This window comes from Aeromonas sp. ASNIH7 (assembly GCF_002903485.1).
GTDB lineage: Bacteria > Pseudomonadota > Gammaproteobacteria > Enterobacterales > Aeromonadaceae > Aeromonas > Aeromonas caviae.
In genome coordinates this window covers 1,866,116-1,883,667 of the sequence record NZ_CP026226.1, presented here as the reverse complement: position 1 = coordinate 1,883,667, position 17,552 = coordinate 1,866,116, and the positions used below count along the sequence as shown (strand labels likewise).

Here is a 17,552-nt window from a genome sequence, read left to right as displayed (position 1 = left end):
GCAACAATGAAAAAGGCCCCTCGGGGCCTTTTTTGCAGGATGCGACACTGTTGGGCGACGCTTCACTCGAGGGGGAGTGCGAGGCCCAGATCGGCGTTCAGGCGCATCAGCAGCCACTGCATGCCGGCGAGGTGCTGGTGGTCATGGCTGACGAGCAGGCGCACCAGACCGTCTAGGGTCACCTCCCCATAGCCGCCATAGCGGGCGCGGCGCTGCCAGGCGTCGGACGGCACCGTCTTCAACCATTCGACGGTCTGCAGGCGGGCGGTACGAAAGCGGTCGAGCTGCGTGGCGGTATCCTGTCGGGGGTAATCATGGTCCAGCGCCAGCTGATAGCCATCGAGGGAGGCGAGCTCCGGCAGGCTTTCTGCCAGGGTGCGACGAAACCGCACCTGATAGCCCAGCACCTCGATGTCCAGCAGGTGGCAGAGGTGCCCCCTAGCACTGAAACGCTCGGAGGGGATCCCGGCCCAGTTGGCGGGTTCCCAGTCCAGGTGGTCGGTGGGGACCTGTGCCAGCAGCCGCTCGAACTGATCCGGCATGGCCAGCAATGTGGTGAAGAGAGGCATCCTTGTCTCCTGTTTCCGGGTGAATGGCCGCCCGCTGACGGGGCGGCCACGAGCGGGTCAGCCTCAGGCCGGTTCGCCCAGGTGGTTGGCGTGAAAGCGCAGGTGCGCCTCGATGAAGCTCGCCACGAAGTAATAGCTGTGGTCGTAGCCGGCATGGCGGTTGAGCGTCAGGGGCCACGCCCGGGTGGCGGCCACTTCGGCCAGGGTGTCGATGCCGAGCTGCTCCGCTAGGAAGGGGTCGTCCAGCCCCACGTCCACCAGGGTCGGCAGGGGCGGGCTGTCGTGGTGGCGCAGCAGCTGGCAGGCATCCCACTCCTGCCACAGCAGGGGGTTGTTGCCGAGGTAGGCGCCGAGGGCCTTCTGGCCCCAGGGGCAGCGGCTCGGGTGGCTGATGGGGCTGAAGGCCGACACCGAGCGGTAGCGACCCGGCTCGCGCAGGGCGGCGATGAGGGCGCCGTGGCCCCCCATGGAGTGGCCGCTGATGGCGCGCTTCGTCGAGACCGGGAAGTGGGTCTCGATGAGCTCGGGCAGCTCCCGGGTGACGTAATCGTACATCTGGTAGTGATCCCGCCAGGGGGTCTGGGTGGCGTTGACGTAGAACCCCGCCCCCATGCCGAGGTCATAGCCGGGATCGTCCGCCACCCCTTCACCGCGGGGGCTGGTGTCCGGCGCTACCAGAGCGATGCCGAGCTCGGCGGCGATGCGCTGGGCCCCGGCTTTTTGCATGAAGTTCTCGTCGGTGCAGGTGAGACCGGAGAGCCAGTAGAGCACCGGCACTTTCTGGCCGGTGAGGGCCTGGGGCGGCAGGTAGATGGCGAAGCGCATCTCGCACCCCAGCACATTGGAGCGGTGGCGATACTGCTTGTGCCAGCCGCCGAAGCTCTTGTTGCTGCTGATGATGTCCAGATTCATGTAAGGACTCCTTGCCCCGCCCATGCGATGGGCGGGGCGCTCATGGGATCAGTAGTGGATGACGGTGCGGATGCTCTTGCCTTCGTGCATCAGATCGAACGCCTCGTTGATCTGCTCGAGGGGCATGGTGTGGGTGATGAAGTCGTCCAGCTTGAACTCACCCTGCATGTAGCGCTGCACATAGCTCGGCAGCTCGCTGCGACCGCGCACGCCGCCGAAGGCGCTGCCGCGCCACACCCGGCCGGTGACCAGCTGGAACGGACGGGTGCTGATCTCCTGGCCCGCACCGGCCACGCCGATGATGACGGATTCGCCCCAGCCCTTGTGGCAGCACTCCAGCGCCGCGCGCATCACCTTGACGTTGCCGATGCACTCGAAGGAGAAGTCGACGCCGCCGTCGGTCATCTCGACGATCACCTCCTGAATGGGCTTGTCGAACGTGTTCGGGTTGATGCAGTCGGTGGCGCCCAGCTTGCGGGCCAGCTCGAATTTGCTCTCGTTGATGTCGATGGCGATGATGCGGCCGGCCTTGGCCAGGCGCGCGCCTATGATGGCGGAGAGGCCGATGCCCCCCAGCCCGAAGATGGCGACGCTCTCACCCTCTTTCACCTTGGCGGTGTTCATCACGGCGCCGATGCCGGTGGTGACGCCGCAGCCCAGCAGGCAGACCTCTTCCAGGGGGGCGGCCGGATCCACCTTGGCGATGGAGATCTCGGGCAGCACCGTGTATTCGCTGAAGGTGGAGGTGCCCATGTAGTGGTAGATGGGCTGGCCGTCCTTGGAGAAGCGGGTGGTGCCGTCCGGCATCAGCCCCTTGCCCTGGGTGGCGCGGATCTTCTGGCACAGGTTGGTCTTGCCGGATTTGCAGAACTTGCACTCGCCGCACTCGGGGGTGTAGAGCGGGATCACGTGATCGCCGACCTTGACGCTGGTGACGCCCTCGCCGACGGACTCGACGATACCGCCCCCTTCATGGCCCAGGATGCAGGGGAAGACCCCTTCCGGATCTTCACCGGAGAGGGTGAAGGCATCGGTGTGGCAGACGCCGGTCGCGACGATGCGCACCCGCACCTCGCCGGCCTGGGGCGGCATGACCTCGACCTCTTCGATGGAGAGGGGCTGACCCGGTCCCCAGGCGATGGCGGCTTTACACTTGATGCTCTGAACCTGTGCCATGAATGACGTCCTCGTAGTGGTTGGATGAACGGAAATGAGTTCGGAGATCCAGTGTAGTTTCCCGCCGATTTGGTGATAATAACGCTAAGTATCAAATCACTTTTACACACAGGTAATAATGTTCGGCTGGGAAGGGGTCTGTGAATTTGTCAGCGTGGCGGAGCAGGGGGGCTTTACCCCGGCCGCGCGCAAGCTCGGGGTGTCGGTGGCCCAGGTGAGCCGCCAGGTGGCGCAGCTCGAAGACAGGCTGCAGGCCAAGCTGCTGCTGCGCACCACCCGCCAGGTGCGACTCACCGAACTCGGGGAGATCTATTTTCGTCACTGCCGCCAGTTGCTGGACAACCTCTACGAGGCGGAGCTGGCGGTGGGACGCCATCAGGCGGTGCCCCAGGGCTCCTTGCGCATCACGGCCCCGGTCTCCTACGGCGAGAGCCGCATCGCCCCCCTGGTGAACGACTTCATGGTGCGCTTCCCCCAGCTGGAGGTGACCCTCAACCTCACCAACCAGTTGCTGGATCTGGTGCACGAGGGGTTCGATCTGGCGATCCGCCTCGGCCACCTCAAGGATTCGACCCTGGTGGCCCGCAAGCTGGCGCAGCGGGTTCCCTATGTGTGCGCCTCCCCTGCCTACACCGCCCGCCACGGCATGCCCAACAGTCTCTCGGAGCTGGCCCGTCACACCTGCCTGGTGGGCAACGGGGACGAGTGGCACTTCACCCTGAACGGTAAACCCCACAGCGTGCGGGTACGCGGTCTGCTTCAGTGCAACAGCGGCCACGCCCTGCTGGATGCGGCCATCAAGGGGATCGGCATCATCCAGCTGCCGGACTACTACGTGAGCGACCACCTCGCCCGGGGGGAGCTCATCGAGCTGCTGCCGGAGCTGCGGGCCCCCGAGGAGGGGATCTGGGCCCTCTATCCCCACAACCGCCACCTCTCCCCCAAGGTGCGGCTGCTGGTGGACTATCTGGCCGAGCGCCTCAGCGATCCCCACCAACCCGCCCTGGTTCGGCCCATCGGCTGAGCCGTCGCCCGAAAAAGAAAAGGCCCGCATGTGCGGGCCTTTTGCATGGCATGAAGGGCGGGGCTATTCCCGCTCCTTGACGTAGGGGGTGCCGAGGGCCTTGGGGGCCACCGCCTTGCCGATGAAACCGGCCAGCAGGAAGACCGTCAGGATGTAGGGCAGCGCCTCGATGGCCTGCACCGGGATCGGGAAATCGCCGATGCTGACCCCTTGCAGCCGGATGGCGACCGCGTCGAGGAAGCCGAACAGCAGACAGGCCGCCATGGCGTTCCAGGGGCGCCACTTGCCGAACACCAGGGCCGCCAGCGCCATGAAGCCTTTGCCCGCGCTCATGTTGGGGATGAACTGGGCAGTCTGGGCCACCGCCAGATAGGTGCCCCCGATCCCCGCCAGCAGGCCGCCGATGATGAGGGCGGTGTAACGCATGCGCACCACGGAGATGCCTGCGGTGTCGACCGCCGCCGGGGCTTCGCCCACCGCCCGCAGCCGCAGGCCGAAGCGGGTGCGGAACAGCACCCACCAGGCCAGGGGCACGGCGGCGAAGGCCACGTACTCCAGCAGGGAGTGACCGCTCAAGAGCTCGCTGTAGAGCTGGCCGATGACGGGCACGTCATAGAGCTCCTTGGCATAGGGCAGGTCGATGGGGGCGAAGCGGGCATCGCCGGAGAGCGCCGGGGTCTGGCCGCCCTGATCGAACCAGTAACGGCCCAGGGTGACGGTCAGGCCGGCCGCCAGGATGTTGATGGCCATGCCGCTCACCACCTGATCACCGCGGTGGGTGATGGTGGCGAAGCCGTGCAGCAGGGCGAACAGGATGGAGATCCCCACCCCGGCACCCAGCCCAATCCAGGCGGAGCCGGTGACGGCGGCGGCCGCCGCACTGGCGAAGGCGGAGGCCAGCAGCTTGCCTTCCAGGGCGATGTTGACCACCCCGGAGCGTTCGCAAAACATGCCCGCCATAGCGGCAAGAATGAGCGGCGGCGCGGTACGGATAGTCGCATCCAGCATCAAAATCAGCATTTCGAACATGGTCAGGCTCCTTTGACTTGCGCGACTGAGCGGTTGGCGAAGGCCAGGTAGGCCTGCTCGATGCGCGGACGCAGCATGTGCTCGAGGGCGCCGCAGAACAGGATCACCAGACCCTGCAGCACCACGACGATGTTGCGATCCACCCCGAATTCGAAGCTGAGCTCGGCGCCGCCCTGGTAGAGGAAGCCGAACAGCAGGCTGGCGATGATGACGCCGACCGGGTGGTTGCGACCCATCAGGGCCACCGCGATGCCGGTGAAGCCGAAGCCTTCCACGAAGTTGAGCTTGATCTGGTGCAGCTCACCCTGCAGCACGTTGAGGGCGAAGAAGCCCGCCAGCATGCCGGAGATCACCATGGCCAGGATCACCACCTTGGGGTAGGAGATACCCGCATAGGCGGAGGCACTCTGGCTTGCGCCCACGGAGCGGATCTCGTAGCCCCAGCGGGTATGCCAGATGAAGACCCACACCAGGGCCGCACAGATCAGCGCCCAGAAGAAGCTGATGTTGAGGGGGCTGTTGGGCATGGCGATGCCGAAACCGGCCGCCAGCTCGCTCATCTTCGGCAGCCAGCTCGCCACGGCGAACACCTTGCTCTCGGTGGCCATGGATCCTGGCGGCTTGAAGACGTCTACCAGCAGGTAGGCCATCAAGGAGGCCGCGATGAAGTTGAACATGATGGTGGTGATGACGATGTGGCTGCCGCGCTTGGCTTGCAGCCAGGCCGGGATGAAGGCCCAGGCCGCACCGAACAGGCCGCCGGCGATGATGGCGAGCGGCAGCAGCAGGGCGAACGGCAACACGTCCCCGAGCAGCAGACAGACCAGACCGACCCCGAGGCCGCCGATATAGGCCTGCCCCTCACCGCCGATGTTGAACAGGCCGGCGTGGAAGGCCACCGCCACCGCCAGACCGGTGAAGATGAAACCGGTGGCGTAGTAGAGGGTGAAGCCTATCCCCTCGCCGGTGCCGAAGGCGCCGTACCACATGATTTCGGCTGCCTCGATGGGGCTGATGTCGAGGTAATAGAACAGGATGGCCGACACCAGGAAGGCCAGCAGGATATTGACTGCGGGCAGCACGCCCACGGATATCCAGGCAGGAACACGTGCTTGGCTCATGAATGGGCCTCCTTGATATCGTCGGGGACTGGTGTGTTGACCATCATCAGGCCGAATCCGTTACAAGTGGTTGTGACCTTCATGATGTGGCTCCTTGTGATTGGCTTGCCGCCACGTCGTCAGGAACTATGTTCGCCATCATCAGGCCGATGGTGCGTTCATCCGCCCTGGCGCCGTCCAGCTCGCCGACGATGCGGCCATCGGCGATGACCAGAATGCGGTCGGAGAGGCTCATGATCTCGTCCAGCTCCACCGACACCAGCAGCACCGCCTTGCCCTTGTCGCGCATGGCGATGATCTGCTGGTGGATGTACTCGATGGCGCCGATGTCGACGCCCCGGGTCGGCTGACCGACCAGCAGCACATCCGGGTCCTGCTCCACTTCCCGGGCGATCACCAGCTTCTGCTGGTTGCCGCCGGAGAAGTTCGCGGTCTTGTGCTCCGGGCTCGGCGGGCGCACGTCCCACTTGTCCATCTTGGCCTGGCAATCCTGGCGGATCGCCTCCTTGTCCTGCAGCCAGCCCTTGTTGTACTGGGCACGGCGGTGATAGCCGAGGATGAAGGCCTCTTTCGCCTCGAAGCGATTGATCAGCCCCATCTTGTGGCGGTCTTCCGGGATGTGGCCGAGGCCGAAGTTGCGCACCTGCTCCGGGTCGGCCGGGTGGCTCTGGCTCACCTCGTGGCGCTGCGTCCCGGCGATGGTGAAGCCGCCCTTGCTGGGCTTGAGGATGCCGCCGAGCATGCTGAGCAGCTCGGACTGGCCGTTGCCGGAGACCCCGGCGATGCCGACCACTTCCCCCGCCCGCACTTCGAAGCTGACGGATTTGACCCGTTCCACCCCGGCGTCATCGACGTAAGAGAGGCCCTCGACCTTGAGCTTGGCCTCGCCCGGCTGAGCGGTGCCCTTGTCGACCTTGAGGCGCACCTTGCGGCCCACCATCAGCTCGGCGAGCTGCTCCTTGTCGGTGTCTTTGGTGGCGACATGGGCCACCATCTCCCCCCGGCGCATGATGGAGACCTGATCCGTGATGGCCAGGATCTCCCGCAGCTTGTGGGTGATGAGGATGACGGTCGCCCCCTGATCCCGCAGCTTTTTCAGCACCTCGAACAGGTGATCCGCCTCTTGCGGGGTCAGCACCCCGGTGGGCTCGTCGAGGATCAGGATGCGGGCACCGCGATAGAGCGCCTTGAGGATCTCGACCCGCTGTTGCAGGCCCACCGGCAGATCCTCGACCTTCTCGTGCAGCGGCACCTCGAGACCATAGTCCCGTGCCAGCTCGCCCAGCAGCTTCTCGGCGGCCGCCAGGCTCTTGCCCAGGCGCCAGCCGTTCTCGGCCCCCAGGATGACGTTTTCCAATACGGTAAAGTTGTTCACCAGCATGAAGTGCTGGTGCACCATGCCCACCCCGGCGGCAATCGCATCTTGGGAGCCATGGGGTTTGAACGGATTCCCGTCGATCAGCATCTCGCCTCTGTCGGCGTGGTAGAAACCGTAAATGATGCTCATCAGGGTCGACTTGCCGGCGCCATTTTCGCCAACGATGCCGTGAATGCTGCCTTTACGAACCTGAAGGTCGATCTGCTTGTTGGCGTACACGTCGCCGAACCGCTTATCGATACCCCTTAATTCGATGGCATAGCGATCTGTCTGGTCCATGATGCAGTCCTTGCGGGTCATGAAGTAGAGACTAAAAACCGGCCCGTGCGGGCCGGTCATCACTGGTTGAGAGTCGTAGCAGTGACTCGGTATTTGCAGGATCAGTACTTACAGGAGTTGTCGCTCATGTAGTCGTGCACCTTGATCTTGCCGGCGATGATGTCGGCCTTGATGCTCTCGACCTTGGTTTTCATTTCCGGGGTGATCAGCTTGGCGTTGTTCTCGTCCAGCGCCCAGTCAACCCCGCCTTCGGCCAGACCCAGGGACTGGATGCCCGGCTTCCAGCTGCCCTTGGCGGCGTCATCCCAGCTCTTGTACGCGGCCAGACCCACGGACTTGACCATGGAGGTCAGCATGGTGCCCGGTTGCAGGTGGTTCTGGTTGGAATCCACACCGATGGCCAGCTTGCCTTCGTCCTTGGCAGCCTGATAGACACCGATACCGGTGCCACCGGCGGCGGCATAGACCACGTCGGCGCCCTTGGCGAACTGGGACTTGGCCAGTTCTGCACCCTTGGCGGGGTCGGCGAAGGCTGCCGGGGTGGAGCCGGTCATGTTCTGATAGACGTCGATCTTCGGATTGATGTACTTGGCGCCCTGCTCATAGCCGCACTGGAACTTGCGGATCAGCGGGATGTCCATGCCGCCCACGAAGCCGACCTTGCCGGTCTTGGAGGCGATGGCCGCCAGGGCACCCACCAGGAAGGAACCTTCATGCTCCTTGAAGATGAGGGACTGGACGTTCGGCTTGTCGACCACCATGTCGATGATGGTGAACTGGGTGTTCGGGAACTCGGTGGCCACTTTCTCTACCGCGGAACCCATGTTGAAGCCGACGGCGACGATGGGGCCGTTGCCACGGCTGGCCAGACGACGCAGGCCCTGCTCGCGCTGGGCTTCGTTCTGGGGTTCGAACTCCTTGACCTTGACGCCTTTGTCCTTGTTGTAGACTTCGACGCCGTTGCGGAACACGGCTTCGTTGAAGGACTTGTCGAATTTGCCTGCGGTGTCATAGATGACGGCGGGCTCGGAGGCTGCCTGGGCGGACAGGGCAGCGAGGGTGAGGGCGGCCACGGTGGCCAGCTTGAGCACTTTAGTCACGATCGTATCCTTGATTGTTATGTGAGGGTCCACAACCTGTCTTGGCAGGTCATAAAGCACGCTGGCTAACTGTAAGTGAGCCAGCCCGTTGGTCAAGGGGATCATAGAGGAAAAACGTTTGCGTTAACGGTTTGAAATATAAGCAAATTGCCTTATAAGTGGTTGTTTTATGGTGTTTTTGCAGAATTAAATTCCGGGATTAATAGGGCTCGATCGACATTTGTGTTTGGATTCATGACGTTAGGCGCAACCGTTTTCCTCCCCTGATGAAAAAACTGGCTTCCATCGGCACCAGCCCTGCGGCCTCATCGACGCCACGCCGGCGGGCGGGCTGGCTGATCGCCAGGAGGTCCGCCCCGGGTGTGACAGCCCACGATGGGTGGCTATTTCCCCTCCCAGGGCCGTCGTCTGTGGCCGTTTTTCCTGCTCGCTCGGGGCCTGCGTGATGGCAAGCACACTCATATGGAAATGCATTGGTGTTTGTCATATGGGTACGCTAGGTTATACCCGGATTAACTTGGCCCCCGGGATGGGGCCGTATTTTTGACATTTGTTCGGGTGATAAAAATGAAAAAAAACGTGCTGAGTATGGCAGTGGCTTGTGTGTTGTCCGGTGTCATGTTGACCGCTTGCGGGGGCGGTGGTGACGATAACGGTGGCGGCAGCAATGGTGGCAACAATGGTGGCAACAATGGCGGTGGCACCGACACCGGCAGCAAGCCTCTTCACACTGCCGTCTTCCTGGATTCCGTCGTGGGTGGCCTCGACTATCGGTGCAACGATTACACCGGTGTCACCAATGCCAAGGGTGAATTCCTGTTTGATGATGGCGACACCTGCGAATTCGCATTGGGCAACCAACGCCTGGGGGCGGTGACCCTCAAGGCGGGCAACTCGCTGGTGACCCCTTACACCCTGGCGGGTGACGACAAGGAGAAAGCGATCCGCATTGCGGCATTGCTGCAGACGCTCGACAGCGACAGCAATCCGGAGAACGGCATCACCCTCGACAAGGCGCAGGTCGCGCAACTGGGGATCGTCGAACTGGGTAGCGATGACGCCTTCAACACCTCCCTGGTCGAGGCGCTGAAAACAGCGGGCCTCACCAAGGCCGTCGTCTCTCTGGCTGCGGCGAAAGCCCACCTCTCCGCCACCCTGGCTGGCGTCAATGGCCGCTCCGTGGCGGTCGACAAGGTGCTGAGCGATCTGCAGGGACTGACCGATCTGAAAAACCTGGACGTCGAGAGCAAGTTCAAGGAGTACAAGGAGACCCTGCAGGCCGAGACCGGTGAGAGCGGCAAGGCCGATCGCCAGATCGTGCTGGCCATGCTGACCATGCTGGAGGTGACCAACAACCCCGTGGTGGCTGAACGCCTGGGCTTCACCTCGTCCGCCATTGGCAGTGGTTACAGCACCAGCCTGGCCAAGGTGATGGATGTCATCATCCACACCCCCGGCACCGCCTCCGTGGCGCTCAAAGGTGGCAAGGGATATACCCGTGACGTGGCCAAGCTGATGGGCGCCTATGCCGACAGCCTGGAAAACGTCGCGGCTGCCCTGGCCGATATCCAGGATCCGGATTACAGCGCCACCTATGGCGATGACGATACCGTCACCCTCAACCTCGACGGTGCCAAGGCCCTGCGGGCCTCGGCGATGGCGATGGCATCGGCCCTCAACATCGCCGCCTCCTACCAGTACGGTCCTGACAGCGCCTATGTCACCCAGCAGGAAGAAGTGACCTTGCCGCGTATGCACATCAAGGACACCTGGGGCATGCAGCCGACCACCACCTATGAAGAGAGCAGCAGCACCTTCGAGACCCAGTTCAGTCAGCAGGAAATCGAGCCGGATGCGCTGGTGGCGCACGCCGATTTCTTCCGTTTGACCGACGATGCCAAAGCACGGTTGGCCAAGGCCAAGTCGCAGTTGAAGGATGCGGTGAGCCTCGCTCTGACCATCGATCAGAGCAAGCTGGACGAGTCGTTGACCCAGGATGAGATCGAGGCCAATGCCGCGACTCTCAAGGAGCTGGCGAACCACTTTGCAGGCACTGTGCCCACTATCCAGTGGGAAAGCGTCGAGACCCGATACGTCAATACCGGCATGGGCTGGCAGCCTCAAGAGGTGGGGGTGAAGTACAACATCAATGTGCTGCCGTTCTTCGATGAGATGCTGGATCGCAGTGACATGACCATCAAGGTGACCGGCGGCTGTGATGGCGCCGTGGGGGCGCGGGATGCCGAGCTGTCCAAGGCCATGGGAGAGCCCATGTGTCTCATCACGAGCGACGAGTTCAAGGCACTTGCCCAGAGCGATCGCGGCGCACTGAAGTACATCGGCTGGATGCAGGAAGATCAGGAGAGCCACACCGCCATCTATGCCAAGGGGGTGGGTTATGACTGGTCAACCCAGATGACGCCGGTGGCCGGGTCGACCTTTGACAAGGTCTTCGTCTCCTGTACCGACCTGGATGACAACAAGGTCAGCTGTGCCGATCAGCTGTAAACCAGTGGGAGCGCTCCTGACGGGGGCGCTCCTGTTGTGGATGCCGGTGGCACAGGCTGCCGGCATGCTGACGCGCTACACCGATTATCGGGAGCGTGTCTTCGATCGTCAGGGTCAGTTGCAATATCAATTGACCACCCACGAATACTTGCAGCGGATGCCCAGCGGGCGTCCGTCATTGTCCAGTCTGTTTGCGTTGCGAGAGATGCAACGAGCATCACTGCAGCTCAAGCAGGGCACCTTGATGGTGAATGACGTCATCGTGCGCTTCGAGCATGGGCATTATCAGGACGGCATGCTGGTGATGGGGAACACGGAAGTGACCCTGCCTGAGGGCCGCATGCTGGCCGCTTCACTGCGATTTGATCCCGTCCAGCAGGTGCTGGATGCCCCCCGCGCCCGGTTGCTCAGCTTTTCCGGTGAGGTACTGGGCCAATACCGGGACTATCACCGCCCCCTTCGTTGATCCTGCCGGTTGGTCTCTGGCGGCTCAGGCCGTATAATCCTCGCCTGTATAAATAAACAGGAGTGGTGATGGACGTTTCAACCCTGCTCGACGGGCTCAATGACAAGCAAAGAGACGCGGTGGCGGCCCCCCGTTGCAACCTGCTGGTGCTGGCCGGTGCCGGTTCGGGCAAGACCCGGGTGCTGGTGCACCGTATCGCCTGGCTGATGCAGGTGGAACGCTGTTCACCCTTCTCCATCATCGCCGTGACCTTTACCAACAAGGCGGCGGCCGAGATGCGCGGCCGGGTCGAGAAGGTGATCGGTGACGGCGTGCGCGGCATGTGGATTGGCACCTTCCACGGCATCGCCCACCGCCTGCTGCGGGCCCACCATCTGGATGCAGGGCTGCCGCAGGATTTCCAGATCCTCGACTCCGACGATCAGTACCGTCTCATCCGCCGGGTGCTCAAGGCGCTCAACCTCGACGAGAAGCACTGGGCCCCGCGCGCCGTGATGGGCTACATCAACGGCAAGAAGGACGAGGGGCTGCGCCCCGGCGACATCGACCTTTACGGCGACCCCGTCACCCGCACCTATCAGCAGATCTACAAGACCTACCAGGAGACCTGCGATCGCTCCGGGCTGGTGGACTTCGCAGAACTCCTGCTGCGCGCCCACGAGCTGTGGCTCAACAAGCCGCACATCCTCGAGCACTACCGCGACCGCTTCCAGAACATCCTGGTGGACGAGTTCCAGGATACCAACGGCATCCAGTACGCCTGGCTGCGGATGCTGGCGGGCGACACCGGCAAGGTGATGATCGTCGGTGACGATGACCAGTCCATCTATGGCTGGCGCGGCGCCAAGATTGAGAACATCCAGCGCTTCCTGACCGACTATCAGGGCGCCGAGACCATCCGCCTCGAGCAGAACTACCGCTCCACCGCCAATATCCTCAAGGCCGCCAACAGCGTCATCGCCAACAACGCCGAGCGGCTCGGCAAGGAGCTGTGGACCGAGGGCGCCGAGGGGGAGCCGATCTCCCTTTACGCCGCCTTCAACGAGGTGGACGAGGCGCGCTTCGTGGTGGGCCGCCTCAAGGACTGGAAAGAGAAAGGTGGCTTGCTCGCCGACTGCGCCATCCTCTATCGCTCCAACGCCCAGTCGCGGGTGCTGGAAGAGGCGCTGATGCAGGACGCCATGCCCTATCGCATCTATGGCGGCCTGCGCTTCTTCGAGCGGCAGGAAATCAAGGACGCCATGGCCTACCTGCGGCTCATCAACAACCGTGGCGACGACGCCAGCTTCGAGCGGGTGGTCAACACCCCGACCCGCGGCATCGGCGATCGCACCCTGGAGATCCTGCGCAATAACGCCCGGGATCAGGGCCAGAATCTGTGGCAGTCCGCCAAGACTCTGCTCAATGACAAGGTGCTGACCGGTCGCGCTGGCAACGCGGTGCGCGGCTTTGTGGATCTCATCGACGCGCTGGAGGAACAGGTCTCCCTGCTGCCCCTGCACCAGCAGGCGGACATCGTCATCCAGAACTCCGGCCTCAAGGCCATGTATCTGGCGGAAAAAGGCGAGAAATCCCAGGCGCGGGTAGAGAACCTGGACGAACTGGTCACCGCCTGCCGCCAGTACCAGCGCCCGGACGAGCTGGAGGATATGAGCGATCTCTCCGCCTTCCTCGCCCACGCGGCGCTGGAGTCCGGCGAGAATCAGGCCGACGAATATGCCGACGCGGTGCAGCTGATGACCTTGCACAGCGCCAAGGGGCTGGAGTTCCCGCTGGTGCTGCTGGTTGGCGTCGAGGAAGGCATGTTCCCCAGCCAGCAATCCACCGAGGAGTCGGGGCGGCTGGAAGAGGAGCGCCGCCTCTGTTACGTGGGCATGACCCGCGCCATGGAGAAGCTCTACATCTGTTATGCCGAGAGCCGCCGCATCTACGGCCGCGAGATGTTCCACAAGCCGAGCCGCTTTATCCGCGAGATGCCCGCCGAGTGTCTGGAAGAGATCCGGCTGCGCACCCAGGTGAGTAGACCCACGCAATATGGCCGCTTTAGCCAGAACGAGGTGCAGCAGAGCTTCGACGCCAGCGGTATCAAGCTCGGCCAGCGGGTGCTGCACCCGAAATTCGGGGAAGGCATAGTGCTTAACTTCGAAGGGGTCGGCCAGCAGAGCCGGGTGCAGATCCAGTTCGACGACGTCGGCGCCAAGTGGCTGGTGACGGCGTATGCCAGATTGGAAGCGCTCTGATTTTTTCTGCCTCTTGATGCAATCAACCCGGCTTAGGCCGGGTTGATTTTTTTATATTGCCTATCGCGACAACTTTAAATACGCGATCGTCCGAATACGCTTCGCTACTCGAACCTACGATCATATGCAACACTATGTTTTTTCATCAGATAAATATGCTTCCAAAGAAAAGGCTTCTTTAAATCCATTTAATATATGAAAACATATTGACTCTATATCTTGAGTTTTCTTTTTCAACGAATCAAGCGTATATCTAGAGCCTATATTAATCGCCTTCTCTCTACCATGAGCGATAGCATTTCGATGGTCCTTAACTTCACTAAGGACCAGTCTGAGACTATTATCTGGTAGATGATGACCTGGCAAGTTGAAAAATTTCCAAACATCCTTTATTTGTTTGTCTGATATATTTATTCCATCAGCGGGGAAAACACTAGCATCAATACTTAGTAAGTCATCTGAAAATAAAGTATCAAAGAATGAGGCTTTTTTCTCCCATAAGTTTTTCTTTCCGCATTCTCTAACAGAGTTAAACTCGGAGTTCAATATAGTACACAACATATACTTATGATACTCTATCGGCCTTCTCTTATGCTTATTAAGCAGGGTTAAAAAGCATGCTGAGCTTGCAGTAAGACTGTACTCTATGGAGGAATACAATGATACGAAAAAAATTCCTTTCTGAATTTTTATTATATCGACCTCTCCAGCCTCTTTTTCAAGCTTTGCACTATTCCCTCCTTCTAATCTTTCAATCAGAGATAGAATTTCTTTCGACTGTCTAATTCTATCTCTAATTTCTTGCTCGGTTGAATCAAACATTGCCCTTAAACCTTTCACAGCAATAATTTATTCGAGAAAATACTCTAGGCTTAGAGTTAGTAGCGCCAGACGTCAGTTTAGTTAGGGAAGGTGCGAACAAGTCCCTGATATGAGATCATGTTTGTCATCTGGAGCCATGAAAAAGGGTTCATCATGAGTCATCAACTTACCTTCGCCGACAGTGAATTCAGCAGTAAGCGCCGTCAGACCAGAAAAGAGATTTTCTTGTCCCGCATGGAGCAGATTCTGCCATGGCAAAACATGGTGGAAGTCATCGAGCCGTTTTATCCCAAGGCTGGTAATGGCCGGCGACCTTATCCGCTGGAAACCATGCTACGCATTCACTGCATGCAGCATTGGTACAACCTGAGCGATGGCGCGATGGAAGATGCTCTGTACGAAATCGCCTCCATGCGTCTGTTTGCCCGGTTATCCCTGGATAGCGCCTTGCCGGACCGCACCACCATCATGAATTTCCGCCACCTGCTGGAGCAGCATCAACTGGCCCGCCAATTGTTCAAGACCATCAATCGCTGGCTGGCCGAAGCAGGCGTCATGATGACTCAAGGCACCTTGGTCGATGCCACCATCATTGAGGCACCCAGCTCGACCAAGAACAAAGAGCAGCAACGCGATCCGCAGATGCATCAGACCAAGAAAGGCAATCAGTGGCACTTTGGCATGAAGGCCCACATTGGTGTCGATGCCAAGAGTGGCCTGACCCACAGCCTAGTCACCACCGCGGCCAACGAGCATGACCTCAATCAGCTGGGTAATCTGCTGCATGGAGAGGAGCAATTTGTCTCAGCCGATGCCGGCTACCAAGGGGCGCCACAGCGCGAGGAGCTGGCTGAGGTGGATGTGGACTGGCTGATCGCCGAGCGCCCCGGCAAGGTAAGAACCTTGAAACAGCATCCACGAAAGAACAAAACGGCCATCAACATCGAATACATGAAAGCCAGCATCCGGGCCAAGGTGGAGCACCCATTTCGCATCATCAAGCGACAGTTCGGCTTCGTGAAAGCCAGATACAAGGGGTTGCTGAAAAACGATAACCAACTGGCGATGTTATTCACGCTGGCCAACCTGTTTCGGGCGGACCAAATGATACGTCAGTGGGAGAGATCTCACTAAAAACTGGGAATAACGCCTTAAATGGCGAAGAAACGGTCTAAATAGGCTGATTCAAGGCATTTACGGGAGAAAAAATCGGCTCAAACATGAAGAAATGAAATGACTGAGTCAGCCGAGAAGAATTTCCCCGCTTATTCGCACCTTCCTTAGCTCAGCATCATCAATCCAAGTAACAACATTTCTATTTGTTATATCGAATCCAGCTTCAATTGCCTCTGCTGCACCAACAGCAATAGCTTCATATAAGTTATATGGTGTATTTTTACGGGAACCTCTTTTAATACCGGATGGTAATTCTTTGCGTAAAGTAGAAAAAGTGTATCTATTCACCAGGACGGGGTTGACGGCATCAGTTCTGCCGGGATGGGATAATCTGTCTTCTCGATGCACGCCCTGACCACGGCCCTCAACCACTCCTGTGGGCAGCGGCCCAATCGCTTGCCGGTCTCCACCAACGACAGGATGCGCTGGCGAAACAGCTCGCCCCGGTGAGACCACACGCCGTAGCTACCCTTGCGCCAGAGCACATAGCCACGCAGCGCCCGCTCCGCCTCGTTGTTGGTCAGCGCTATTTCGTCGTCAGTCATAAACCGCCACAGCATCTCGTCATCCCGCAGCAGCAACTGGCATCGTCCACGGTAGCGTTTGCTGCACAACAGGGCGCCGCGCTCCAACTGGCTTCGCCAGCTTTGCCGGTAACGCGCGAGCCTGCGCAGGTATTTCTGCTTGCTCAACGCACCGCTTTCCCAACGGTGCCGGGTACGAAACACCGCATCCGCCAGCAAGACCAACCGGGCACCGATGGGCTGGTTGCACTGCTCGCTACTCTCGGCGATGGCCACGAGATTGCGGGCCACGTGGGCCCAGCACAGTTGCCGCTGGTCGGCGTCGATAAACCGGTAGCCGGCGTACTGGTCGGTCACCAGCACCCCGTCAAACTCGGCGCCCAGCAGCCGCTTGGCCGCCTCCTGACCACGGCCATAGGCCGTCATGAAGCAGACGGCTATCTTGCTCAGCGCCAGCCACATCCAGCGGCGCTCTCCACCCCGCTGATGCCGGGTCTCATCGGCATGAACGTGGGTGGCCGTCTGCACCTGCTGCTTGATGGCCTGGTAGGTCGGGGTGAGCATGGCACTCACCCGCCCCTGCGCCTCACTGATGGCGCCCCGGCTAAAACTCAGGCCGAAATGCTGTTTGAGCTGCTGCTGTATCTGGCTGACGCTCTGGTGAAACTGGCCGCTTTGCAGCGCGATGTAGCTGAGCAGATTGGCCCCCATCTGGCTGCTGCTGACGTTGTCTGGCAGTGCGGCCTGGGTCGTGCCGATACACCGTGAGCAGGTCGCACGATACAGTTGGTGTTCGGTGACGAGATAGCTCACCTCGGGCAGCTCGAACACCTGATGAACCTGATAGGGTTTGGCATGGGCCACCATGTCCCCGCCACAGCAAGCGCAATCGGCGGCAGGGTAATGCGGGACCAGGGTCAGGCGGGCATCAAGCGGATGCCGCTCGCGGCGATGTCCCTTGTGACCGGGCTGCGCCCCCCGTTGCTTGCCGGACGCCGGACGCTTGCGGGCCGGCGGCGGTGCACCGGGGCCGTCGCTGGAAGGCGGCTTGGAGGAGTTGCCGCTGTGCTGATTGAGGCGGTCCTCCAGCTCGGCGATGCGGTCGAGGAGCTTATAAATCAGCTCGTTGGCCTGCTCCAGAGTGGTGGGCATTCCCGCGGAATGCATGGTGTTTTTGCTCATGGGGGGAGCGTATCTAAGGAGCAGGATCAAGCAAGCAGGAAAGTGG

At 60.9% G+C, this 17,552-nt stretch carries 15 protein-coding genes; 5 read left to right on the top strand and 10 right to left on the bottom strand.

Features of this window, described 5'->3' with window-relative positions; genetic code table 11:
- Positions 1-62: 62 nt before the first annotated feature.
- From C2U47_RS08930 to C2U47_RS08920, 3 genes are all read right to left on the bottom strand, one after another.
- Positions 63-569 carry a DinB family protein gene (locus C2U47_RS08930; protein WP_042650299.1) on the bottom strand — a complete coding sequence of 169 codons (507 nt, stop codon included), beginning with the start codon at positions 567-569 and terminating at the stop codon, positions 63-65.
- 63 nt (positions 570-632) lie between these two features.
- Positions 633-1,481 (bottom strand): S-formylglutathione hydrolase, encoded by an 849-nt coding sequence (gene fghA / locus C2U47_RS08925; RefSeq protein WP_039039543.1) that lies wholly within the window; start codon positions 1,479-1,481, stop codon positions 633-635.
- 48 nt (positions 1,482-1,529) lie between these two features.
- Positions 1,530-2,657: an S-(hydroxymethyl)glutathione dehydrogenase/class III alcohol dehydrogenase gene (locus C2U47_RS08920; RefSeq protein WP_010672469.1), complete on the bottom strand. Its 1,128-nt coding sequence runs from the start codon at positions 2,655-2,657 to the stop codon at positions 1,530-1,532.
- 118 nt (positions 2,658-2,775) lie between these two features.
- Between C2U47_RS08920 and C2U47_RS08915 the strand changes: the two genes are divergently transcribed.
- Positions 2,776-3,681: a LysR substrate-binding domain-containing protein gene (locus C2U47_RS08915; RefSeq protein ID WP_039039541.1), complete on the top strand. Its 906-nt coding sequence runs from the start codon at positions 2,776-2,778 to the stop codon at positions 3,679-3,681.
- A gap of 63 nt (positions 3,682-3,744) precedes the next feature.
- Here the strand turns inward: C2U47_RS08915 and C2U47_RS08910 are convergent, their stop codons facing one another.
- The 4 genes from C2U47_RS08910 to C2U47_RS08895 form a co-directional block, all read right to left on the bottom strand.
- The gene (locus C2U47_RS08910) at positions 3,745-4,710 is read right to left on the bottom strand and encodes an ABC transporter permease (protein ID WP_103261592.1); all 966 of its coding nucleotides are present in this window, start codon (positions 4,708-4,710) and stop codon (positions 3,745-3,747) included.
- Positions 4,711-4,712: 2 nt separating this feature from the next.
- Positions 4,713-5,831 (bottom strand): ABC transporter permease, encoded by a 1,119-nt coding sequence (locus C2U47_RS08905; RefSeq protein WP_103261591.1) that lies wholly within the window; start codon positions 5,829-5,831, stop codon positions 4,713-4,715.
- Positions 5,832-5,910: 79 nt separating this feature from the next.
- On the bottom strand, positions 5,911-7,488 hold the full coding sequence (locus C2U47_RS08900) for an ABC transporter ATP-binding protein (protein ID WP_103261954.1): 1,578 nt from the start codon (positions 7,486-7,488) through the stop codon (positions 5,911-5,913).
- Between the two features lie 101 nt (positions 7,489-7,589).
- Positions 7,590-8,588: a BMP family lipoprotein gene (locus tag C2U47_RS08895; protein ID WP_158657396.1), complete on the bottom strand. Its 999-nt coding sequence runs from the start codon at positions 8,586-8,588 to the stop codon at positions 7,590-7,592.
- A gap of 588 nt (positions 8,589-9,176) precedes the next feature.
- Here C2U47_RS08895 and C2U47_RS08890 point away from each other — a divergent pair.
- The 3 genes from C2U47_RS08890 (at position 9,177) to uvrD (ending at position 13,802) form a co-directional block, all read left to right on the top strand.
- Positions 9,177-11,096, top strand: coding sequence for a hypothetical protein (locus C2U47_RS08890; protein WP_125117011.1), 1,920 nt, complete (start codon positions 9,177-9,179; stop codon positions 11,094-11,096).
- Positions 11,097-11,100: 4 nt separating this feature from the next.
- On the top strand, positions 11,101-11,562 hold the full coding sequence (locus C2U47_RS08885) for a hypothetical protein (protein ID WP_124244684.1): 462 nt from the start codon (positions 11,101-11,103) through the stop codon (positions 11,560-11,562).
- Positions 11,563-11,630: 68 nt separating this feature from the next.
- Positions 11,631-13,802 (top strand): DNA helicase II, encoded by a 2,172-nt coding sequence (gene uvrD, locus C2U47_RS08880; RefSeq protein ID WP_103261588.1) that lies wholly within the window; start codon positions 11,631-11,633, stop codon positions 13,800-13,802.
- 132 nt (positions 13,803-13,934) lie between these two features.
- Here uvrD and C2U47_RS22840 read toward each other — a convergent pair whose 3' ends face one another.
- Positions 13,935-14,624 (bottom strand): HEPN domain-containing protein, encoded by a 690-nt coding sequence (locus tag C2U47_RS22840; RefSeq protein WP_158657395.1) that lies wholly within the window; start codon positions 14,622-14,624, stop codon positions 13,935-13,937.
- A 153-nt stretch (positions 14,625-14,777) separates the two neighbouring features.
- On the opposite strand from C2U47_RS22840, the gene C2U47_RS08870 reads away from it, so the two are divergent.
- The gene (locus C2U47_RS08870) at positions 14,778-15,758 is read left to right on the top strand and encodes an IS5-like element IS5 family transposase (protein ID WP_026141915.1); all 981 of its coding nucleotides are present in this window, start codon (positions 14,778-14,780) and stop codon (positions 15,756-15,758) included.
- A gap of 108 nt (positions 15,759-15,866) precedes the next feature.
- Here C2U47_RS08870 and C2U47_RS22835 read toward each other — a convergent pair whose 3' ends face one another.
- Together C2U47_RS22835 and C2U47_RS08865 are read right to left on the bottom strand one after the other, a co-directional pair.
- A complete protein-coding gene (locus C2U47_RS22835) occupies positions 15,867-16,088 on the bottom strand; it encodes a hypothetical protein (protein WP_158657394.1) in 222 nt (73 codons plus the stop codon).
- Positions 16,085-17,506 carry an IS66-like element ISKpn15 family transposase gene (locus C2U47_RS08865; protein WP_032495448.1) on the bottom strand — a complete coding sequence of 474 codons (1,422 nt, stop codon included), beginning with the start codon at positions 17,504-17,506 and terminating at the stop codon, positions 16,085-16,087. Before C2U47_RS08865 ends, C2U47_RS22835 begins: the two co-directional genes overlap by 4 nt.
- Between the last annotated feature and the right edge of the window lie 46 nt (positions 17,507-17,552).